Origin of the sequence: Gynuella sp. (assembly GCF_050297175.1) — a bacterium.
In the GTDB taxonomy this organism is placed as follows: domain Bacteria; phylum Pseudomonadota; class Gammaproteobacteria; order Pseudomonadales; family Natronospirillaceae; genus Gynuella.
Window position 1 is genome coordinate 203,955 of the sequence record NZ_JBNKSF010000039.1, and the last position, 21,587, is coordinate 225,541.

Here is a 21,587-nt window from a genome sequence, read left to right on the forward strand (position 1 = left end):
TGGCCGGCCTAAACAGTAGCCCAGTTAGCCATTCAATCTTCCCGATTAATCACTCGGGTAATGATATCTGTATGACCACTGACAGTCAGAAAATTACTGACTTCAGACACCCAGGATGATTCCGTCAGGGTAGCCCAACTGCGACTGACAGTCTGTATCAGCGGCCGGTTATCAAAGGCTGAAATCAATACTCCGTTCAGAGCATCGACGGACATGGGTTTACGACCGGGGCGGTCTTTCTGCCGACTCAGAGAAGCCACAATGCGTGACTGTGTCAGAGGATCAGGTGTGATGGGTATTTCCAACACCGAGCGCGCTACGATCAGATCCGGCGGGACATTTTCCAGCATACAGGCCTGCAAGCGGCAGTGCCCATCGACCAGCACAAAAGCATCGAGACAGTTGAGATACCAGACCAATATTGGCGGAGCCTCTCCTGCACGAACTTTTTTTCGCCACCATTTCAGGCGTCCGGAATCCGTCTCAGGCGGTTTAAGATTGACAAGATCCCCACTGCCACTGAACCACCAGTCCAGCCAGCAGACAGGGTCTGTGGAAGTGGCCGGTTTCAGATCGGAGACCATCGGTCCAGCCAGCCGCGAACGTTGACCGGATCGCAGATCAGCTCGGGAAACCCAGTCAACAAGACCGTGTTGCCTCTGTTGATGGGTAAATAACCACCGACCCGCATATAAGAACCCAGCTTGACTGTGGCTCAATTGATCAACATAAAATCGGATCCACGCGCGGACTTGTTCAAGGCCTGACAGATGCTGTCTTGCTTCAATATCCTGCGAACGAATGGGTGATATCGGCATTTCAGAAACCGACCAGTCAGCAAACGGTTTGATCACCCATACGCCACCATAATCCCGAACGGGGGTTGCCCAAAAGCGGATACTGCCGCCGGTAACCAGCCGGATACGACTGTTGCCACCAGACTGAAGATACATACCCGGCTTAACCGACGGGTCTGTCTGAATCTGAACCTGCAGGCCGAGACCGTCTTCACCCTCCAGGTCCTGCCAATAAATACTCATCACTCAGTGATATCCCTGCACAAAAATCAAACCCTCAGATGGATCGTCCTGACCGATCTGAGGATCGTCCAATAGCACCCCATAACAGTGATGATCCGGATGCCTTCACGACACACTTACGGCGCCATGCGGATTTCCACCCGACGGTTTTTGGCACGACCTTCGGCTGTGTCATTGGAGACAAGTGGATCTTTCTTGCCCATCCCTACTGTACTCAACTGATTGGGGTTCATATTCAAAATGTTAACCAGATAATTTTTAATAGTCTCTGCGCGTTTAAGGCTCAGAGAGTTATTAACGGCATCGGAACCTACGTTATCGGTATAACCATATATGACAAATTTCAGATCCGGATCGGCCTTGAACTGATCGGCAAACAAGGTCAATTCCGGTAAATAGTCACCAGCCACCTCCGATTTATTCGACGCAAAATAAATAAACAGCGTTTGTGCGTTACTCATGGAACGATCCGTCACCGTGATCTGCACATCGATGGGTCCAACTTCCTCGCGACCATCTGTCATCCAGTATTGAAACCGGTCACGTGCATTCACACTGCCATCATGCTGATAGGTCAGAATGCCATCCTTAAGCTCCAGCTGACCACGATCAGCTGCCGTAATCCGGCTGATCACCAGCGGCGCTTCGCCATAGTTGACATCGTTGGCCAACACATCCAACACCATGCTATTACCTTGAGGCACTGAAAAAGCATCACTGATGCCTTTGGGAATAGGAATACGCACATCCATTTCCACCCGTACCGGTCCAACTTCATGACTGCCATTGCTCAACCAGTACACCAGCAGGTCTTTGTCTTTTTTGCCGGCCTGTTGATAGAGAATGGTTTTGCCATCAGTGGTGGCCGTACTGACACTGTTACTGGCCAGCTGTAACCGGGTAATGGTCAGGGGCAGCTTGTTAGGATCATGATCATTGACCAGCACTTTCAGCACCCGCTGTTCATTCTGCTCAACCTGATAGTGATCATCCTCACCAACGGGTTCCGGCAAATCCACGTGCACGGTGACCGATACCGGACCGTATTCATGGCGACCAGAAGAAAACCAGTAACTAAAACTGTCTTCAGAAAAGGTGCCGCCGCGCTGGCGGTAGATGATTGATTTCCGATCCGGACTGATGGTGCTATGACCATTGGCAGCCGGTGTGACATTGGTAATCTTCAGGGCTTGTCCCTGATCGGCATCATTGGCCAACACATCCAGAGAAACATCGTTTGTTCCCTGGGCAACAGTAAATTCATCGGCCATTTGTGCCGGTGTCAAATCCCACTGACCGGGTTTGGTCAGCCCCATGGGCCGGAATTCCAGACCCGCCGACACCAATTGTGCACTTTCACGGTCCATCCAGTACACATTCCAACCCAAGCGTGCGGTCAAGTGAGAGTTGATTTCATAGGTGGTTTCCAGACCGGCCGTAGGCGCCACACCAAAACGCTTGTCACTGCCCACTTTGTTACCATTATCATCTCTCAGGGTATAATGCTGACGCCAGCCGGTCACACCAGCACGTGCACCCAGACTCACCGGCTCAAGTGCGCCATTAAATCCCCGCCATCTGCCCAGTACACTCAGGGCAATTCCATCTTTAATACTTTCAGGGTGAATCTCTTCAAGTTCATCATAAAAGCTGGCGGCATCGAGAAAGTTACCCGAATAATCAACATCCACCTCTCCCAGGGTCAGATATTCCACCTGAGTGGCAATGCTCCAGGGATGGGCAACCGGCAACCACTGATCAAGGTCAACACCCACGCCAACACGCAAACTGCCGCGCCAATCGGCGGTTCCCGACAACGATGCATCCAGGCCGGCATCATCAATCTGATTCTGATAGTTGTCCTTCGTCAGCGGCCGGGCATAGCCTCCATCAATGGAGAACCATATTGGAAATTCAGCCTGGGCAGTAGTTGCCAGCCCAGATAACGCCAGTATAACAATGGATTTCTTGGTCATGATGCCTTCCTTTTTTTGCGCAAGCATTAGCAGGACTATCAGCTCTGCCCGATGAAACTGACTGTGCTGAATGAGTGCCAACCCCAGCGGCTATAAACGTTCAGGCCAGGTATGGTTTATGAAACTCAGCCACCGCACTACATCTATCCGGTGGAGATTTTGTCAGCGAACTTTCCCATCAGAATGTCATCGTCATTCACACTATTGAGGTGACTAGCAGTTACGCTAATGTGTTATTTAGCAAACTTATAAATTCCAGTGTAGACACCATACCGCATCAGGTCATCCCGATTGAGAAAATCTTATACATATATATTTATTGGAGTTAGGGAACCATCTGAAAAATGGCCTATTTTTCAGAGGCCCTTTAGAATACATGTTTGCCTTGTTATCTTAAAAACCCGTCAGTGGCACGCCAGACCGAAACAGTTACCATGCTGTATTTTCAGCAACTTACCGATTCGACAATGCCTCTACGCTAACAATTTTACAGCCATGCTCAGAGTCAGAAAAGCAGGGTCAACATAGACTTTCGTTTTATCATTGTGTGCCCCCACTCGCCTTCATCACTGAATATCGCTCACCCAGTCAGACAGATATACGCCGTTTATGATAACGCCATACCTGCTGCAATCCTGATAACGATTATATTCATGATAACCACTGACGTTTAATGATGGCCAGGTGAACAGTTTATATGGATTCATAAATGCTGGACTTAATCCTCTGCCACTCTGGCAGTATTTATCAGTCAGTGCCAAATAATCTTATCTTCAGCAACATTCAGACCGCTGATCGGTCAGACAAAAGCCTGGTACCCAGGCGGGCCGCATGGTGGCTTCAGAATGAGCTATATGAGCGAACATGAATATCAGCCAAGTGACTCAGATTCTGACACCGGAATAAACCGAGATGGGATAAGAATAATACACTTTGCCATCAATCAGTCGGGGGTTGAATCCGGTTCGATTGATGTCGATATCCTGACGAATCAGTTCCCTTATTTTTTCTTCATCACCATGTTTGGGAAAGGACACCGACAACTGCTGTTCCAACTCAACGTTGACGGTATAACAGGATTTTGTACAACGGCTAAATGCTTTCTGCAAAAACAACTGATCCAAGACCTCTGATGACAACGCACACACGTGAGACGAATCGCGCATACGTTCAATGGCGTTGAATCGCTCTGACACCGAAGGCTCAATCGACACATCCGCAACCACCACACGACCTCCAGACTTACAGACCCGGATCATTTCTGCCAATACCCGATCAGGCTCAAGAAAGTGATGGAAACTGTAACGAGTCACAACGACATCAAAGCAACCATCTTCGTAAGGCAATTGCATCGCATCACCCTGCTGGAAAGACAGGTTGGATAAATTATTTTCCGCTGCATGATTACGTGCCTGTGTCAGCATGGCTGGGGTCAGATCCAGACATTCCACATGACCGGCAACAGCCGCGAAAGCCGCCGCTACCAAGCCAGGGCCGGATGCCACATCCAGCACCTGACTGTCGGCATCTGCCTGCGAGAGCTCAACCAACAGCTCCAATGCATCCATATGCCCCGCTAACTGAGTGAAAGGTATGGCTTGCCTGGTAAACTGCGACACCACATTACTATTGTGATCGGTATGTCTGGACATGATTTGATCCCGTTGAGTTAAAGAAGAGGATCCATTATTCTCCAACCACATCTGACCGACTTTCGACATTATGACAATACATAATGATTTTCTGACAAAGATTGATCCCGTTATCCCCGGCCACATTATCGACCCTCAACGACCGGTACTGCCCTATTGGCAAATAACACAAAATGCCATGTGCTCAGCGCCACACTCACATCCAAGAGGACAGTTTATCTATTCAAGTCAGGGAATTACCCGGGTTGTGACAGACAAGGGAATTTATCTACTGCCAACCTCTCAAGCATTCTGGTGCCCACCCAATCACCAGCATGAATTATTTTTCCTGGGAGCGGTGCACATCGCCAACCTGTTTATTGATCCGGACTGGACCGATCATTTCCCAAAAACCCAGTGCGTCGTAAATGTAACGCCCCTGGCACAGGAACTGATACAGCGAAGCATGCAGATTGGCACAGACTATCGTTCCGATGGTAAGGAATACCGGCTGATGACCGTGGTTATCGATGAACTGTCCGGACTCAAGCGCGCCCCCTTGGCACTGCCGTGGTCCAACCATCCGCAACTGGCAATCATCATGCAGGCTGTTTTTAATGACCCAGCCAACCACCATAACGTGGAACATTGGTCTGCCATGATCCATACCACTCCCAGAACCCTGGCCCGACTGTTCCAGAAAGAAGTGAATATGACCTTTAGTGAATGGCGGATACAGGCGCGACTACTATATGCACTGGAAAAACTGCATGATGGCAAATCAGTTACCTATATTGCACTGGAATTAGGATACAGTTCGCCCAGTGCATTCATCGCCGCGTTCAAGAAAATTATGGGGAAATCGCCTTTGGAGTATATGTCAGTTATCAAAGCCTGATCCATAACCCCAGCCGGGTTACAGGAGCACCACTGTGTAATCCAGCTGCCCGCGCTATGGTGCCTCTGAAAAATAGCAATAGTTTTGATGCAGGCGAGGAAGCGCCACTCGCAACAACGCAATTTACGGGTGTCAGTGAGAATGTGAGACGGGGGCTGACAACGCCCTGAGTGAAAACAGGCCATTTTTCAGAGATTCCCTATCTATCCATATGACCAGATACTTATCCTCCTTCCAACCAACACCATAGTCACATGCGGTTAAAGCAAAACCAAAATAGCAACAGAAGTTTCATTGAAACGCAGTCCAAACACTGATCAGCCAGGTATAATGAGAAACCAAACCTCCCCTATGAATGGGTTATTTTGGAGACAAAATAAGTCACTATGCCGGCAATGAGTAATAACATAAAACCGAGCATCACCCGGTCAAAACCAGACTTTCTCATTTCTGTCTCGGCGTTATTCAAAGACGTACGATACTCATCCACATCTCTTGGGTTTGCCACATCATGAGCATCATCCTTCAGCAATGCCACAGCATCCAGATATTGATCGTCAAATACCACCCAAATCCCTACTTGCACCGCCACCGACATATACGACAGATTTCTGTTGGTATCGTCATTGCTGATATGAACGGGAATTCCTCTGGATTCAAGCAATAGCCGGGATGCTTCTACTGCCTGCTTGTCACTGGATTGATAAATAAGCTTCATAATTTTTCTGATTAAACCTGATAAAACAGAGACATTTTACTGCCTTCAAATCAACTCGGTCATTTATTTTTTGAAAGTATCGACTATAACCTGTTTTGTTTTTGAAATAGGCATCGTTAACGCCTCAAAATCCCGAGCATAATCATTCGCTAAAATAACTGAAGAAAGACTAAATTTTCCGCAGACTTGCCCTATCACACGACAAACACGGCAAAAATGACAACCCATTTATTGAGTCCGGACACACTGTCCCTATCGATGCAACGATTTCAAGCCCATCAAATTGGCAAATGCACACCAGCTATACAATCGGTTTCTATTTTTTTGAAACAAAGGGAACGAACTTGACCGCTATTAGAATGATACTTTGCTTGGCAATAGCCCGCATTTAACGTTCAATCTGAACGGTCATGCTTTTCATCCAATGTTTCAGGCAGCTTTTTTATCTTCGTTTTCGCTTATCCATCATCGAATTGAGTGTTATGACATACCGACAAAATCGACTCTTCATGGCCTGGAGCATCTCCTGACCATGGCCATTGCTTCATGCTTTGATCGAGGTCAGCAGAATAATGGGCCCGGCACCTATGGCCGCCACGTTGTTAATGGGTAGTCCCTGCATTCTAAGGCCGCATTAATGCGGCCTGTCGGTGGGTTTCCGGTCAATAACACAACCTCGGAAACGGCTGCCAGCAGATGCAAAATAGACTACTCAAGGTTTTTTTCATATCAGCCAAAGATAACAATGCATATCGGAAAAAATTTCACAGCATAACTCTCTATATCTGAAAAACTGGGTGGTGTTATTATAATCTCTAAATAGATCATTTATGGCTGGATTGTGACCGACTTGGTATATTTTTAATTGCTGTCTTAGCGAAAGAAAATTCTTTGTCTACACTTAAATTCTGTATTTTCGAATAGTGATTGTAACACACTGGAATGGCTCGTTTTCACGAGCCTTCTGCATTGGAGGTGTAATGAAAGCGTCTCATCAACTCGGCCTAATCGTCGTGATTGTCGTACTCGGATTTTGTCTTTTAGGTAGTTACGGCTTGATGTCTTTAAGAAATAGCTTGATTGATCAGGCTAAGCACGAAATTAAAACCACTCTGACCTTCGCCCGTAACCAGGCAAAAATATATGTAGACCAGGCAAAATCCGGTGTTTTAACAAGAGAAGAAGCAGAAGCTCGCGTTGTAGAAGTGCTTTCAGGTATGCGTGAAGGAGCCAGTTATATTTGGGCAAATGATAATCATGCGATAGCTCGGGTACATCCAAATGCAGGCAAAGTTGGCACCTTTCAGAGTTCCTATTCAGAACATATGAAGGAACTGGCATCTAAAGAGTTTGCCTATGTTGTAGCAACCAATGCGAAACCAGGAACAGATGCGAAAATCTATAAGATTAACGGAACCACGTTAATACCCGAGTGGAACTGGGTTATAGGGATTGGCGCATACATGGATGATTTGAACAGTACTTTCTGGAATGTAGCAACTGGATTTATTATTACGATTGTTATTACGCTGCTGCTGGTTGTCTCTATATGTATATGGATGATCAAAAACCTGTTAAAAAAATTAGGTGGCGAGCTTAATTACGCCTTGTCCGTTACTCAAAAAATAGCCGAAGGCGATTTAACGCAGGAAATAAAAGGTCAATACCATAAGGACAGCCTGCTTGGCACTATTCAGAGCATGCAAAACTCTCTGAAAAACATTATGGAAAATATTTCACGCGGTACCCTTCAACTGAAAAATGCCAGTTCCGAGTTATCCAACCAGTTTTCATTAATCAGCTCTGCCTCGAATGAATCTTCCGCGGCTTCCCAATCGACAGCGGCGGCCATTCAGGAGTTTACAACCAGTATTGATGGGATTTCAGAAAATACGAAACAAACCGAAAAAAATTCAGAAATCTCTTCAGAGCTTTGTCGAAAAGGCGAACTGTTAGTTAAAAACTCCAGTGCAATCACTAACGATATTTCAGGCTTAATTAATGATTCGATCAAGGATTTCAACAGCCTGCAAGAGCGTTCAAACGAAGTTGGCAGTGTGGTGAAAGTTATCAGCGATATTGCCGAACAAACAAACTTATTGGCACTGAACGCTGCAATTGAAGCGGCACGAGCGGGAGAACAGGGTCGGGGATTCGCCGTGGTTGCAGATGAAGTACGTACTCTGGCGTCTCGTACCGCCACAGCTACGGCTGAAATCACCGAAACCATTAATGTGATTCAAAGTGAAACCAATTCCGTGGCCACTGCCATGCAATCGTTATTGCCGAAAGTCCAAAAGAGTGTTGAAAGCTCAACCGAAGTCAACAATATGCTCACTGACATTCAAAACAGCTCAGGAGAAACGCTGACAATGGTGCGAGACGTATCCATTGCCACATCCGAGCAAAAACTGGCTTCAGAAGAACTTGCGCAACACATTGAGAAAATTTCTGAAATGGTACAGAGTACAGCCCATTCCATTTCTCTCTGCAATAAAACGGTTTCCGGGCTCGATGACCTGGCGCACGAGTTAAAAGAAGGGATGAGCTACTTTAAAACGAACTGAGTAAAGGCATCTTTGGATCTGCTCACACAGATTCCGCTAACATAAATCGCCCCCTGGCCTGAGCCAGGGGGAAACCCAATAAAATCAAATATTCAAACGATTAGTGCCACCGCTGTGCGCATCACGGCGCATTAACAAGGAGCCTGCTCATCGATCAATCAGGGTTCAACAACGGTAAGGGTGAAGGGCTCCTGATCAACAGCTGCGAAGTGGAGTGCGGCGTCTATTTGATTGAGCGGAAATTTTGTCACACGCCATTGCTGAAGATTGAGTAGACCGGATTTAACCAGTCGTACCAGTTTCACAGGGGTATCGGAGCTGTACATCCAGGTACCACGGATGGTGATATTGTTTCGCATGATCCATGGATAGGGCAATTCCAACTCCGGTCCTCCGAGCATCCCCACTCCTCCCATCAGCACCACTCGACCATAAGGTCGAACAGCCAGCAGCGCATTCCTGGAGACCTCACTCGACACCGATGGCGGGAGAATATCCAAAACCAGATCGACAGGCCCCGCTACTGACCGCATGGCTTCCTGATCCGTAATCGCGTCCCCGGTCAGCACCACAGGTTTGATTCTGGCCCCGAACCGGCGAACCAGCTCATCCAACATTTTCACATTCCGTCCCGGCGTGACAACCGCTCCTGCCCCCATGGCGAGTGCCACCGCAACCGCTGAGCTGCCAAAATTTCCCGTTGCCCCACTGATCAGTACCGTTTCACCGGGCTGCAAATGACCAGCAACTAACCCGCCAAACGGCACCAACAACGTTCCCATTGCACACCAGTACGGGGCAAATGATGCATCGACCTCCCCGAGGGGGACGACACATTCTGTTGGAACCCGGATTTTCTCCGCGAAAGAACCGTCACGAAAGTACCTCTGGAGTACCAGCCCACCCTCGCCCCGGGCACTCCACCCCTGCAGGGTGATATCCGGGAAGAGAGGATTATCACGCGCACGTACAGTCGCATCGCAGAGCACCCAATCCCCCGGCTTCAGAACAGTGGCATCGGGACCGACTTGCAAAACCCGCCCAACAGCGCCTGCACCAAGAACCAACGGAGGCTCCAGTAAATATTGTCTTTTACCGGTAATAACATCTTTCGTATAAGGCAATACCGGCGCATAACCTACCTCCACCAACACCTCTCCGGTACCCAATTGCGGATCCGGCCACTCCATAACCTCAAGAGAATGACCGATCGTTTTCAGTACAGCTGCTTTCATATTGACCTCCTTTTTGAGCGATACTACGGAGCAAATCAATACTCGTTCAGCGATAAACTTATCCTGGGATAAAAACCTACCATGAAAAAAGAGATGATCAGGCACTCCAGCCTCAACCGCACAGCCCTCGCGGATTTCCTAAAGACTCGTCGTCTCAGACTACAACCAGAGACAGAGACCTCCAGAACCCATACCCGGCGCAGAACTCCGGGTTTGCGCAGAGAAGAAGTGGCGGAACTGGCGGGAATCAGTGTCGACTGGTACGTAAAACTGGAACAGGGAAAAGCAAACAGTGCCTCCCCTCAAACTATCGAAGGTCTGATTCGGGCTCTTCGGCTGACTCAGGAAGATGCCCGTCATCTAAAAACCCTGATGAACGACTCGGCAAGGCCGACACCAACCGATTCAGATCACGCCCTCTGCCAGCTCGAAGACTTGGTCAACGGTCAGACTCATCCGGCTTACCTGCAAAACGCCCTGTACGACGTACTAGCCTGGAATGATGCAGCGGAGCAATTGTTTGGTTTTGCAGATACAGCGACAAACGACAGGAACGTATTAACCTACTTATTCGTCGACCCCAGAAGCCGTCGCGTTTTTGGCAAGCAGTGGGCCCCTGAATCCGCACGAGTGCTCGCCCAATTCCGGCGCACCTACGACCAATCACCAAAAACATCAACCATATCTGCGCGCCTGACAACACTACTGGAGACCAGCCCGGAGTTTGCACAGGCCTGGAATCAACATGACATCCATTTTCGCTCGACGGGCACAAAGCATATAAAACATCCAGAGAGGGGATGTGTGGAGTATCGATACTACTCACTGCATCCCGACGGTTTTGAAGATTTGTCGTTAGTGGTCTTGATGGAAATACAGTGACATGGAAGCGGATAAACCTGATTTTACGAAGAGCACAAAACTCTAGGGAACCTTAAATTTATCCCCCAAAACATCATTAATCATTAACACAACTCAGAACAAATTTTAATTTGATACATATTTGTCCTGTTTCGTGATCAATATACCTGGAATGAGCAGCAACCCCCTAACTAATCCTACGTCAACAGCGACTTCTCTTTCATTAGGAAACCTCTGAAAAATGGCCTATTTTCGCGCAGGACATTGTCAGCCTCGTCTCACATCTTCATTTACCCCCGTAAATTGCGGTGTTGCGAGTGGTGCTTCCTCGCCTGTATCAAAACTATTCCTATCTTTCAGAGGCCCCTTAAGACTTCCAGTATCCAAATTAAAATACTCACGAAATAAAAACACCAAAGCATTCAGAGCGATATGTTGTGTATTAACAGAGCAGTAGCGTTCGTTTGTCAGATGACTGAGAAATGGCTCAACCTGCACCATATTAATTTCCGCTACGGACTGGTATTGACTGAAGCGGGATGAATCGTCAACCCCATATGCAGTAGATCTTTTCAGGCGAATAGGAAGACCCTGTGACGAATGAACAGCCTGAATTGATCAAAGAAACGGGGGAAGTTGGGGCTAATTGTTTTTCGGGTATCAATGTCTGCATTTTTCACGTCCATGTCAGAATTATTGACAAAACACTGTATTCATAAATAATTAGAAAAACAGGTTTTCAATTTGTTAGGTACCTTAAAGCTATGAACAGAAACTACTATGAGTTAGCGGCTAGCACTTAACAAGTAAAATGTTGCTTCAGCCCAAATACTTTTGCTACGTAAAACGGGCTTTGGACTCAAACACACTGCGCGCGTTTTCACCGCAAATTTAAACGTTAAGGCAAAAGGTACCACGTGAAAATTCTCAGCTGGTTCTTTAGAAAACGAGCGATCAAAAAACATGTCAGAGTGCTTGGTCCCGCGTTGAGAGAAAGATTTGGCTATCAAAGGACCTACTCGGCGACACAAGTTACGGATACAGCAGCTTCGCTGAACCTGCCTGATAAGTACCTTTGTTATGCCATCGCGCTCTATTGCACTAAAGAGGAATACGAGCGGAACACTGCTTACCCTCAGTCAATGGTTATGGATTATGCAACGGCCAGAGCAGTGAGCTTCAACGTAGCGGTTGTTGCCGCTGCCGGCGGTTTTTCAGGCGAGAGCGGAATTTCATCAGACGGCGATACTGGAGATGGATTTGGCGGTGGTGATGGCATCTAGGGAAATTGCGTCGATGCGAGTCTAGCTAAGCCTCAACAAGTCATTCCAGTTCGTACGGCCCAAAAGGACCTCCACCAGACGGTGTTCAGGCTGTAGAAAAATACCGCAAACCCACGCCGGTGCTCAATTCATCCTGTAAAAATAGTCGTTTAATCCGCTGATCAGTTTATTTATGGCCAACTATCTTGATAACAATCTCAACCAAAGTGTATTTCTCGATATTAATTATTTGGACGTTCTGGGTGAAAATACCTTTGAGTTTTGTTTATACCTGCTGATCACAAAAATGCTTGATCTTAATAAATTCCATAAGCGATACAAGAAAAGGAGCACGACCGCCAGGTTTCCTTTGCCGTTGATGGCGAAGGCAATGTCAGTTATTTGGATTTAATGAAGCAAAAAATCGACAGTGGACAAGGTCGGAAAAATTATTCCCGACGTATGTGGACGATAGAACCGGTATTTGGAAATATCACCAGTCACAAAGGCACCAATAAGCTGACCTTGAGAGGGAAAGCTAAGGTCACTAGCCAATAGATGATGTGCTGCATTGTTCACAACATTGAAAAGCTATTGGCGTTATCGTGGTACTGGCGCTGTAAACGTGTAAAAGAGCGTAGGTAAAGCAATATAGCGCTGTTTTAGCGTAACTGAGGCGATACATTGATCTACAACGCATAACAATACCTGCCATCCAAGATGAGGCGTGAAACATACAACGCCAGGGTGGAGCGGATTATTTATATGAAAAACCTAATTTTTCCACAGCTTGGTTAAGCACACTTATGGATGAACAACCTATTTTAAATTTAGATGGATATCTTTTGGCCCTGAGAAGACTCAGTGGGAATCGATGTGATTTCTGGGCGGAGATTTTCGATATAAGCGGTAACATAGAGGACGACTTTCGAAAGCATCTATCAGATCGCCACGTGGCTCTCATTGATTTTTCGAATATCGGTTACAAAGAAATAGATGAGGTTCTGAAAAAGCATTCGTTTTCAATGCTCCGCATTGAAGACGAGTCTATTTCAAAGCTATTTGCTTGGGATATCGTTGAATATATTCAAATGTCTTATCGACTTATAGAGCCTGAGATAGACCCTATATCAAACAATCAGGCAGTGCTTGTTAGAGCGGAATCAGATTTTCACGGCAGGTATGTATATATTGTTATACCTGTGAAAAACAAAGGCATAGCTATGGGGCTGGCAACCCGACCTTAACAGCGGAGCACAAGCAAAAAGCGCTTGTGCTGGACCTCACTATCGTTCGGCTGCTGTTTGCGGCGTTAAGTAGATAATATGGAAAGCAAATACCTCAGGTACAAAGTAATAGCTAAAGAGGATACACATTGTCTATCTGAAATAATGATGAACTCTGAGCATATGAGATTTAGCACACAGTTCTCTTCAATTTCAGAATGTGAAAGCTATATTGGGCCTCTTGCCAATCAATGGGAGAATCTTGGTTTTGGTTGCTGGACTATTGTGGAAAAAATATCAAACGAAGTAATTGGTTGGGGCGGTATAGTATTAGATGAAAGTGATCCCGATTGGGGTCCTGAATTAATCTATTACATTTCTCCTAAGAAATGCGGCAACGGCTATGCAAGCGAAGTCTCTGAGTTTTCATGTAACTATGCATTCTCAGTGGCAAATATACCCAAAGTAGCAGCCTTCGCTCACCCAGAAAATTATGCCTCTAATAAAGTTATTAGAAAAACAGGTTTTCAATTTGTTAGGTACCTTAAAGCTATGAACAGAAACTACTATGAGTTAGCGGCTAGCACTTAACAAGTAAATGTTGCTTCAGCCCAAATACCTTTGCTACGCAAAACGGGCTTTGGACTCAAACACACTGCGCGCGTTTTCACCGCAATTTTAAACGTTATATGTATCTCAACTAGGGTGTTATCAAAATGTCAAAATCTGAAGCAAGTTGCCTTTGCGGTGCTGTAAAAATCATAGCTGAGGAAATTAATCCTAATTTTACAGTGTGTCATTGCCAATCATGTAGAACTTGGGGTGGCGCTCCATTCTTTGCTGTAAAATGCGGTACTAAAGTTAAAATTGAAGGTGATGATAAAGTTAAAATGTATAAATCATCATCCTGGGCATCACGTGGTTTTTGCTCCGAATGTGGAACTCATCTTTTTTATAAATTTAAAGCAACTGGTGAATATAATATGCCAGTAGGCATGTTCCCAAACTTGAAAGGGTTGAAAATGGATATGCAGTATTTTAGTGACATGAGACCTAGTTATTACTGCTTTTCAAATGAAACAAAAGAAATGACAACAGCAGAGATAATGGCTTATTTTGCAGCTGATATGTAATTAAACATATAACAAGTTGCTGCACTGGACATTTTGGTCTTGTCACGTTTTTTAGAAAAGACTCAAAAACAGCGATCAATCCCAGATCGACAGTGAGCAAGGCGTTAAATGTAATCGAGTATTGAGATAGGTACAGAAGTAAACGGCTATATTGAAATTAATACAATTGAAAAAACAAATGAATATATCTGGTTTGAAGTGGTAAAGATCGGAGTTATAACTGAGCGGAACTACGAAATATTCGGAAAGCTATTTGGCGTAAGAACTGAGAAGAGTGTAAAGCCTCTAGCGGCCAAACGGGGAATTCCCGCCAATACATCTAATCGCGATGAGCTAGATGAAAACAAAGAAAGTATTGTGTTTCATTCATGGGTTGATTGGGAAGAGCTAAAGGGGTTTCTTCCAAATATTAATATTTGTCCCGAGTTGTCAGGTTGGTCATTCATATTTAGTTCCATGGAAAGGCTTGCAGAAGAATATGGCAATAAAAATGTACGGCTTATTGTGGCATTTGACAACTATGGGTAATGTACTACTGCATCTATTTCCATCATATTGCTTGAAGTTGTTAAAGGTAATAGTAGTGCCATCAATGTATATCAGCAATCTGGTTATGTAGTTAATGACTCCCTTGGTACAGATCCAAATACTATTTACATGACCATGGAAGTAAATCAGTAACAAAACGCTGTGGCAATACAGCCCAAAATTCACCGCTTCGCGGCGGGCTGCAAGGTTCGCGCCTTTGTCGCTCACAGCTAAACTTGGCGTTAACTTCTAATGAATATTGAGCAATTACGTAGTATTAGAAACAAGAATATACAGCAGCAGAATGAACTGATGTACCTTGAAATTAAAGAGCTGGCTGAATCATTTCGAAATCACCAAGAGGGTTATCCTTGGCTACTCACTTTGCTTTCGAAGTATTCACTCCATCCAAATGATGGCCTGCTGGTTTCGTGTGCATCAGTGCCAGGACAAGGTGGCAATCAGTGGATGGGTACATGGCTTACATGCGATCGACGATTTGTTGATTTTGATGTCATGGCCGATTATAAGACTGGCATCCTGCTAGAAGTTGGTGGTTGGGATGAATATAGTCCTGTCATAAGCGAGCATTGCAAGGGAACCGGTAAATCATTCGGGTATTTAGCTCTTCAATTATTGACTGAATATGGTAAAAGTTAACAAGGCTATCAACGCCAAAGCCGCAATTTATAGCGTCGTTAAGTTTCCGAGTTACCCAAAATTAGTAGACACCTTCTATAGCTAGATAGAAGGTGCATCATGCCCAAGAAAAAGACCCAAGCTTATACTGAGAAATTTCGCAAAGAAGCAGTTCGTCGCGCCATGAAAAAAGGCAGCGGCGTATTTGCGAACCACCAAGAGCAAAGTATGCCGTTATCCACGAACATATTGGTTTATTTAGTATTGCACTGATGTGTCGTGTTCTGATGGTCTCTCGGTCTGGTTATTATCGATGGAGAGGTCGAGAGAAATGTGAGCAATCGAAGCGCCGTCGTCTCCTTGAAGCTCAGGTTATTGATACGCTCGAGTTATTCAAAGCACGATACGGTGCGCCCAGGCTCGCCGAAGAGCTGCTTACCATGGGTATGTCTTGCTGCCGTAATACGATTACTAACATCCCTGCCAGCCGTTCTATACAGGCGCGTAACGGCAAATCATTCACCTACCGACAAGATGCTTTAACGATGAACAACGTCGCTGAAGATAATCTTCGTCGTAAATGCCCGGCCGATGATATCAACCAGAAATGGACCAGTGACATCACCTATATCTGGTACCAGGATCGGTGGCTTTATCTGGCTACGGTTAGGGATCTATGTTCACGGAAGATTGTCGGCTGATCGTTGGATGACAGTATGACCGTTGAACTGGTCAACACTGCATTACAGATGGCTTATGCTCGCAGAGAAACGAGTCCGGGGCTTATCTTACATTCGGATCGAGGCGTTCAATACCGTTCAAGAGAATACCAAGACTATGCTCGTTCTCTGGGCATGAAGTTGAGCATAAGCCGCAAAGTAATTGCTGGGATAATGCCCCTATGGAATCCTTCTACAGTCGTTTGAAAATTGAGCTGATCTACAGTATGGACTTTTGCTCAATAAGCGAGCTAAAGTTGAGTATCTTTGAGTACATTGAAATATTTTATAATCGCCAGCGACGGAATTCTGGACTGGGCTATGTGAGCCCTGGAACGTATGAACAGACTCTGTTAGCGGCATCGTTAGGGGGGTTACTTTTTGCAGGTAACAACAGCACTAATGACGAGTAAGATTCGACTAATATTTGCGTCACTCTTAATTTGCGCCTTATTTCTTCCTTTATCGCAATGTGAATACCGCGCGATGACAGAAAGTGGTGAACTAGCTCAACCGGAAATAACGGTAAGATATGTGATATCAGACGCTTCCGAAACCGAAGACTATATTTGGCTTCTTCCATTTCTGGCTCCAACAATTTATGCGCTATTTACCTTTAAGAAGCCACGTACGACCTTGAGGGAGATAGGACATTATTTGACAGTCGGGCCAATCTTGTATGTCATCTGGTTACACCAATATACAGGCACTTTATTGTTAGGTGGATACATAGCATTGATTTCAGCTTTAGGTATACTCTTAATTACTATTTTTATTAGCTTGCAAATGCTTAGCAAGCAATTCAAGCGGGGTGGCGCCCCTTAATCGGGCGTTATGTCTAATTGGAGTGTTGTGCGTGTTAATCAAGATAAATAAAGGTGCTCTCTTTTAGGTAATTACCTAAAGGAGAGTACAGTGAAAAGAGAAGTTCGCCTTATTAAGGCATTTGGTAAAAATAAATTTGGCTTAGTGGATCTACCAAAAAAAGTATCTGGCATAAAAGTTTCAAGAATTCTAATTGGGGAAGAATCAGGTTGTTCTGGGTGCTTTCCTCACGGATATGAAACAATTAACTGTCGTTTTTACAAAATTCAGCGTAATTGGAAAAGACAACGTCAAACGCAGTGGAAAAATATATAGCAATTTGCTCAAACGTGTTGGCGCTTCCAGTGCCAATGACTCTTAATGAGGCGATCCCTGCCGTCGCTGAACTTGAAAGGACTGGGATGCCTAAAGGAAAGCCCGTAATTGTTCCCAATATATAGCTGACAAAAAGCAAACAATCAAAGGCAGTTAGCCCTACGACTGGCCCCTGCTTTGGGTGTTACAAGAGCTCTAGGAACCTGAACCATGAAAGTAGTATCAATTATATTTCTTCTCTTATTCTCGGTTGGCGCCATCGCGGGAATGAATGAGCTTGAGCAGCGAGCTAAATCTGGTGATGCTAATGCCCAGTATCTCATGGGTTACAGCTTCGAGACGGGCCAGAACAATCCCGTCAACCTCAGCAAAGCTGTCAGGTGGTACAAAGAAGCATCTGCCAATAACAACCCAAGAGCGCAGCATCGTCTTGGGCTCATGTACGCAACAGGCAGTGGTGTGCCAACTGATTTCGCTAAAACAGCGGAGCTATTTGAAGCAGCAGCAAAGCAAAAAGATCCTGCCGCTCAAATGGATTACGCGATGTTGCTCTTTGGTATGGCTCCGCCTGAGTATAAAAATCCTGTTGAGGCGTATGCTTGGTTTGCTGTTATAGAGGCAAATGACCCCAAGGCTTATGCAAGCATTAAAGACCTTAAGTCAAAACTTGAGGCTGAGCTTTCAAAGAAACAATTGCAGCAGGCTGTTGAGCTAGGAGCGGAGTATGTTGCCAAGTACAGCCCTAACAACTAACGGCACTGGACGCAGCAAAGCTGCGCCCGCGCTTTAGGCCTTACCCATGCGAATGAAGAATTTACTATTTTTTATTGTTTTTTGCTTATATGGCTGTGATTCTGGAACTTTGTGGGAGCATCATCCCTATGAAGTCCACTGGATCGATAGCAATGTCACACTAGCAAAGCGGTTTGACGATCAACCGCATTCCGTAACTATCGGTCGTGTACCCGCAAACGTTATTGCTGTTGGGATTAATGATCGTTACGTAGTAGCAAAGCAGAAAGCCCCCGGTGATGATCGGGTACTCTACTTCTATATAGATAGAGTAAAAGATAGTGGGTACGCAAACCCAGATGAGATTACACAGGGGCCAATGTCAGAAAAAACGTACCTAGAACTTAAAATAAAATACGGCTTCCCAGAATTTAGTAAGGAGTTCTAAGTGGCTAACAAGGTTGTCAAATTGACAGTTTTTCCATCGCTCCTTTTTGTGCTTAGTAGCACAAACGGGCTCCTCCAAAACTGCAATTTACCACGGCGTTAGCAATCCAGCATGAAGAACATCGAAATAACATATAGCGATAATTACCCAGAAACCCCTATGACGTTCTGGGTGCATCACAAAATTGACCGAGAAGCTGGCTTTGACGTAGCTAATTTTGACCCACCTTTATCTGGTGTTATAGGTGGTAAAGGTTATCCATTACTACGTATACAGTTCATGGGCGTAGAACTTATGTTTAGCTCCATAGCTGAAATTGAACAGGCAATAGAAATACTGGGCGCAAAAAACCTTCCCACAACATTCTCTTTATCGCAAAAACGCAATACAACAGTAGGCCCAAATGGCCACTGGCTAAGTCGTTTACCTGCTCGCATAAAGCCTTGGAAAAAGCGCGAAAGATTATTACCAAGTTTATATAAATCAAAAGAACTATTTGGTTCGGTCTACGGTCAAAAATGCTAAGGCAGATCTGATTTACTTACGAAGAATTTGGGGCTATTAACGAGCGGTCTAAGGAATTTTTCGATCCAGAAGGTACAATTAAATATGCGAGAAAAGCATAACAAAAACGTGCAGCCGACATTTTTTCCTCACTTTGTAAGTGAGCACTCTATGGCACTGACAAATCCGTGACAGTGCACAGGTAAAATTAGGTAGCGTTCAACGTTAGTCGTTGTGTGCCAAATAATCAGGAATTGGCCCAGTCTAGTGGCAATTGTGATTTAAAGTGCAGCAAATTTCCCGGTTATACCAATTCTAACAATACAAAGCTGCGGACCACTTTCGTGTCCGCAGTTTTAAGCGTTATGTCAGTATATGAATGTAATTGGAGATTTATGAATTTTAAAGAATCATTAGACAACCACCTTAGTTCAATTTCTGCTCGTAATTTGGAGGAGTTTTCTAGGACTTTGGTGAAGGATGATCGTTTAACGCTAATTATGCCAAATAGCTCTGTATTAAACGGATACGAAGCAATTGTTGATTTTCATAAAAATTGGTTTTCTGATCCTGACTGGAGTATTGAAACAACTTTACTAAAAACAATCGAAAGTAATGCATCATGTATAGCATTGCTAGATGTCGTGTATAACGATCTAGATGAGTCAGGAGAGCCTTATCAGCTAAATTATATTTTGAGCCTGACATTCGTTTTTGAAGGAGGTTCCTGGTTGTTGACATTTGACCAGAACACAATGAGGTCGTAGTTTAAATTTACATAACAAGTTCGTGAAACTCAGCCCTAAGATCTGCACTGCGTGCAGTGGGCTTGGACTCAATATCGCTGCGCGAAATTTCGCCGGTTACAAATACGTTAATTTTCTACAAGGAGTAGTTGCTTGAAACTTGGATACATTGGAATTGCACTAGGGTCTATTGCTTTATTGCTTGCATTAGTCAGCTTTTGGGCAGGTCCATTTTCTCCCCAACCAACTCTTGAGTCTCTAGTTGCAGAAAAAGCGGCTTCTATTAGAAGTGCAGCTTTAGATGCATTAGCAGGTAAAGAGGATGTTTCGAAAACATACACTACCCAATGGACTGTAGATAAAGTCATCAATGTAATTATTCCGCTGCTCGGAGGCTTAGCTGTAATTCTTGCAGTGGTCTCTTATGTTAAAAAGGAGCCAACTCGGGTAGTTGGAGGTGCGGTAGCTCTTGGTATTAGTGCAATAGCATTCCAATTTATCGCAATGTACGTCATGGTAATCCTATTTGTCCTTTTAGTTATTTCAGTAATCGGCACATTAGGTGGCGGTTAAAATTAACAAGCGCAGACAGTCGACGCAAAAAAGCCTGCGCAACTGCTACGAACGTTATAGTTTTGAAATATGAAAGTATCGCGATTATTCGATCCTAAGCCAGAGCAATGGGGATTAAGAGGCGACCCCTTTCTTTGGGATGAACTTAAAGAAAAGCTGGATTGTGTTGAGCTGCCTGAAAGTGAAGATGAACTTAAAAACTTATTAGAAAATGAAATTGAGCGTTCTTTGGAAAAGCCCATTAGCTATGATGGCAGTATCGTAATTGAACGCTTTAAACATGGTGGTATGTCTAGCGGTGGAATATCGCTAAAGTATTGGAAAGAAACGGGCATTCCACTTCTAATACGTCGGTGCTTTAAACCGTAACAAGGCGAAGCACCCGGCCCGTACCGGGCCTTGGACCAAGACCTTACTGGCGTTCGTTTTTTGCCGGTGTTCGCAACGTTAACCGAATAAGATCATGCGACGAATTAGTATCAATCGACCTAAAGAAAAAGTACGCGGCATAAAGAGAGGGCTTCGTGCGTTGGATAAATGGGCTGACTCTTTTGAAGGTTACTTCCCTTCAGAATATGCTCAAGAAAAGTACTGGAATTGGAAGCTGCCTGTGCTTGACCGGTTGGTTGGGCCACCTACAACAACTAATGAGATACAAGCTCATTGCTCACAAGCCATATTAAGGGCAGTAAAGCATTTGCTTGATGCGAGACCAGAAGAATATAGCCATGCCGTTGTATCTGCTCTGATAACGTATCCACAAATGTTCGGTAGTGAAATCTGCATATTCTTTGACAAAAATTACTTTGAGTCATTCTTCGATCGAAATAGTGAATGGCAGTCTTTAACTCCTATTAACGGCAAAGAACTTTCAAAATCATTAAACTTTGATGTGCCGCATCCGCTCATTCAATCAGGCTACATACATACAACAAAAGACGAATGGGAAGGTGAGGCAACCACTTACGAAGAAGAATGGTGGTCATTTCATGCTAGGTAAAACGCTTAACA

At 45.0% G+C, this 21,587-nt stretch carries 28 protein-coding genes; 22 read left to right on the forward strand and 6 right to left on the reverse strand.

Annotated elements, in window-relative coordinates; all coding sequences use genetic code 11:
- Positions 1-32 precede the first annotated feature (32 nt).
- The 3 genes from ACQY6I_RS17025 to ACQY6I_RS17035 form a co-directional block, all read right to left on the reverse strand.
- Entirely contained in the window at positions 33-1,040 is a 1,008-nt protein-coding gene (locus ACQY6I_RS17025; protein ID WP_428242699.1) for a hypothetical protein, read from the reverse strand.
- Between the two features lie 116 nt (positions 1,041-1,156).
- Positions 1,157-3,016: an Ig-like domain-containing protein gene (locus ACQY6I_RS17030; RefSeq protein ID WP_428242700.1), complete on the reverse strand. Its 1,860-nt coding sequence runs from the start codon at positions 3,014-3,016 to the stop codon at positions 1,157-1,159.
- Positions 3,017-3,900: 884 nt separating this feature from the next.
- On the reverse strand, positions 3,901-4,668 hold the full coding sequence (locus tag ACQY6I_RS17035) for a class I SAM-dependent methyltransferase (protein ID WP_428242701.1): 768 nt from the start codon (positions 4,666-4,668) through the stop codon (positions 3,901-3,903).
- Between the two features lie 70 nt (positions 4,669-4,738).
- Here ACQY6I_RS17035 and ACQY6I_RS17040 point away from each other — a divergent pair, with 70 nt between their 5' ends.
- The gene (locus ACQY6I_RS17040) at positions 4,739-5,545 is read left to right on the forward strand and encodes an AraC family transcriptional regulator (protein ID WP_428242702.1); all 807 of its coding nucleotides are present in this window, start codon (positions 4,739-4,741) and stop codon (positions 5,543-5,545) included.
- A gap of 349 nt (positions 5,546-5,894) precedes the next feature.
- Here ACQY6I_RS17040 and ACQY6I_RS17045 read toward each other — a convergent pair whose 3' ends face one another.
- Positions 5,895-6,263 (reverse strand): hypothetical protein, encoded by a 369-nt coding sequence (locus tag ACQY6I_RS17045; protein ID WP_428242703.1) that lies wholly within the window; start codon positions 6,261-6,263, stop codon positions 5,895-5,897.
- 980 nt (positions 6,264-7,243) lie between these two features.
- Between ACQY6I_RS17045 and ACQY6I_RS17050 the strand changes: the two genes are divergently transcribed.
- Positions 7,244-8,830: a methyl-accepting chemotaxis protein gene (locus ACQY6I_RS17050; protein WP_428242704.1), complete on the forward strand. Its 1,587-nt coding sequence runs from the start codon at positions 7,244-7,246 to the stop codon at positions 8,828-8,830.
- Between the two features lie 158 nt (positions 8,831-8,988).
- Here the strand turns inward: ACQY6I_RS17050 and ACQY6I_RS17055 are convergent, their stop codons facing one another.
- Positions 8,989-10,065: a quinone oxidoreductase family protein gene (locus ACQY6I_RS17055; protein ID WP_428242705.1), complete on the reverse strand. Its 1,077-nt coding sequence runs from the start codon at positions 10,063-10,065 to the stop codon at positions 8,989-8,991.
- 81 nt (positions 10,066-10,146) lie between these two features.
- Here ACQY6I_RS17055 and ACQY6I_RS17060 point away from each other — a divergent pair, with 81 nt between their 5' ends.
- Positions 10,147-10,947 (forward strand): helix-turn-helix transcriptional regulator, encoded by an 801-nt coding sequence (locus ACQY6I_RS17060; RefSeq protein WP_428242706.1) that lies wholly within the window; start codon positions 10,147-10,149, stop codon positions 10,945-10,947.
- 246 nt (positions 10,948-11,193) lie between these two features.
- Here the strand turns inward: ACQY6I_RS17060 and ACQY6I_RS17065 are convergent, their stop codons facing one another.
- Positions 11,194-11,541: a phage integrase N-terminal SAM-like domain-containing protein gene (locus ACQY6I_RS17065; protein ID WP_428242741.1), complete on the reverse strand. Its 348-nt coding sequence runs from the start codon at positions 11,539-11,541 to the stop codon at positions 11,194-11,196.
- 302 nt (positions 11,542-11,843) lie between these two features.
- On the opposite strand from ACQY6I_RS17065, the gene ACQY6I_RS17070 reads away from it, so the two are divergent.
- The 19 genes from ACQY6I_RS17070 to ACQY6I_RS17160 all read left to right on the forward strand — a co-directional run bounded on the left by ACQY6I_RS17070 (position 11,844) and on the right by ACQY6I_RS17160 (position 21,576).
- On the forward strand, positions 11,844-12,209 hold the full coding sequence (locus tag ACQY6I_RS17070) for a DUF6559 family protein (RefSeq protein WP_428242707.1): 366 nt from the start codon (positions 11,844-11,846) through the stop codon (positions 12,207-12,209).
- Between the two features lie 315 nt (positions 12,210-12,524).
- Entirely contained in the window at positions 12,525-12,746 is a 222-nt protein-coding gene (locus ACQY6I_RS17075; RefSeq protein WP_428242742.1) for a transposase, read from the forward strand.
- Positions 12,747-12,994: 248 nt separating this feature from the next.
- On the forward strand, positions 12,995-13,435 hold the full coding sequence (locus ACQY6I_RS17080; RefSeq protein ID WP_428242708.1) for a hypothetical protein: 441 nt from the start codon (positions 12,995-12,997) through the stop codon (positions 13,433-13,435).
- A gap of 78 nt (positions 13,436-13,513) precedes the next feature.
- On the forward strand, positions 13,514-14,005 hold the full coding sequence (locus ACQY6I_RS17085) for a GNAT family N-acetyltransferase (RefSeq protein WP_428242709.1): 492 nt from the start codon (positions 13,514-13,516) through the stop codon (positions 14,003-14,005).
- 125 nt (positions 14,006-14,130) lie between these two features.
- Positions 14,131-14,547, forward strand: coding sequence for a GFA family protein (locus ACQY6I_RS17090; protein WP_428242710.1), 417 nt, complete (start codon positions 14,131-14,133; stop codon positions 14,545-14,547).
- A 198-nt stretch (positions 14,548-14,745) separates the two neighbouring features.
- Positions 14,746-15,075, forward strand: a complete 330-nt coding sequence (locus ACQY6I_RS17095) for a hypothetical protein (protein ID WP_428242711.1) — start codon at positions 14,746-14,748, stop codon at positions 15,073-15,075.
- Positions 15,076-15,327: 252 nt separating this feature from the next.
- Positions 15,328-15,735, forward strand: coding sequence for a hypothetical protein (locus tag ACQY6I_RS17100; protein ID WP_428242712.1), 408 nt, complete (start codon positions 15,328-15,330; stop codon positions 15,733-15,735).
- A gap of 99 nt (positions 15,736-15,834) precedes the next feature.
- On the forward strand, positions 15,835-15,987 hold the full coding sequence (locus ACQY6I_RS17105) for a hypothetical protein (RefSeq protein ID WP_428242713.1): 153 nt from the start codon (positions 15,835-15,837) through the stop codon (positions 15,985-15,987).
- A gap of 14 nt (positions 15,988-16,001) precedes the next feature.
- A complete protein-coding gene (locus tag ACQY6I_RS17110; protein ID WP_428242714.1) occupies positions 16,002-16,415 on the forward strand; it encodes a hypothetical protein in 414 nt (137 codons plus the stop codon).
- 15 nt (positions 16,416-16,430) lie between these two features.
- Positions 16,431-16,640: a DDE-type integrase/transposase/recombinase gene (locus ACQY6I_RS17115; RefSeq protein ID WP_428242715.1), complete on the forward strand. Its 210-nt coding sequence runs from the start codon at positions 16,431-16,433 to the stop codon at positions 16,638-16,640.
- On the forward strand, positions 16,541-16,846 hold the full coding sequence (locus ACQY6I_RS17120; RefSeq protein WP_428242743.1) for an IS3 family transposase: 306 nt from the start codon (positions 16,541-16,543) through the stop codon (positions 16,844-16,846). The genes ACQY6I_RS17115 and ACQY6I_RS17120 overlap by 100 nt, the downstream gene beginning before the upstream one ends.
- 502 nt (positions 16,847-17,348) lie before the next feature.
- Positions 17,349-17,573: a hypothetical protein gene (locus ACQY6I_RS17125; RefSeq protein WP_428242716.1), complete on the forward strand. Its 225-nt coding sequence runs from the start codon at positions 17,349-17,351 to the stop codon at positions 17,571-17,573.
- Between the two features lie 210 nt (positions 17,574-17,783).
- The gene (locus ACQY6I_RS17130) at positions 17,784-18,326 is read left to right on the forward strand and encodes a tetratricopeptide repeat protein (RefSeq protein WP_428242717.1); all 543 of its coding nucleotides are present in this window, start codon (positions 17,784-17,786) and stop codon (positions 18,324-18,326) included.
- A gap of 46 nt (positions 18,327-18,372) precedes the next feature.
- The gene (locus tag ACQY6I_RS17135) at positions 18,373-18,753 is read left to right on the forward strand and encodes a hypothetical protein (RefSeq protein ID WP_428242718.1); all 381 of its coding nucleotides are present in this window, start codon (positions 18,373-18,375) and stop codon (positions 18,751-18,753) included.
- 111 nt (positions 18,754-18,864) lie between these two features.
- The gene (locus ACQY6I_RS17140; RefSeq protein WP_428242719.1) at positions 18,865-19,278 is read left to right on the forward strand and encodes a hypothetical protein; all 414 of its coding nucleotides are present in this window, start codon (positions 18,865-18,867) and stop codon (positions 19,276-19,278) included.
- A 374-nt stretch (positions 19,279-19,652) separates the two neighbouring features.
- Positions 19,653-20,024 carry a nuclear transport factor 2 family protein gene (locus ACQY6I_RS17145; protein ID WP_428242720.1) on the forward strand — a complete coding sequence of 124 codons (372 nt, stop codon included), beginning with the start codon at positions 19,653-19,655 and terminating at the stop codon, positions 20,022-20,024.
- Positions 20,025-20,156: 132 nt separating this feature from the next.
- A complete protein-coding gene (locus ACQY6I_RS17150; RefSeq protein ID WP_428242721.1) occupies positions 20,157-20,576 on the forward strand; it encodes a hypothetical protein in 420 nt (139 codons plus the stop codon).
- A gap of 69 nt (positions 20,577-20,645) precedes the next feature.
- Positions 20,646-20,945, forward strand: a complete 300-nt coding sequence (locus ACQY6I_RS17155) for a hypothetical protein (RefSeq protein ID WP_428242722.1) — start codon at positions 20,646-20,648, stop codon at positions 20,943-20,945.
- A gap of 94 nt (positions 20,946-21,039) precedes the next feature.
- A complete protein-coding gene (locus ACQY6I_RS17160; protein WP_428242723.1) occupies positions 21,040-21,576 on the forward strand; it encodes a DUF3916 domain-containing protein in 537 nt (178 codons plus the stop codon).
- Positions 21,577-21,587: the final 11 nt, after the last annotated feature.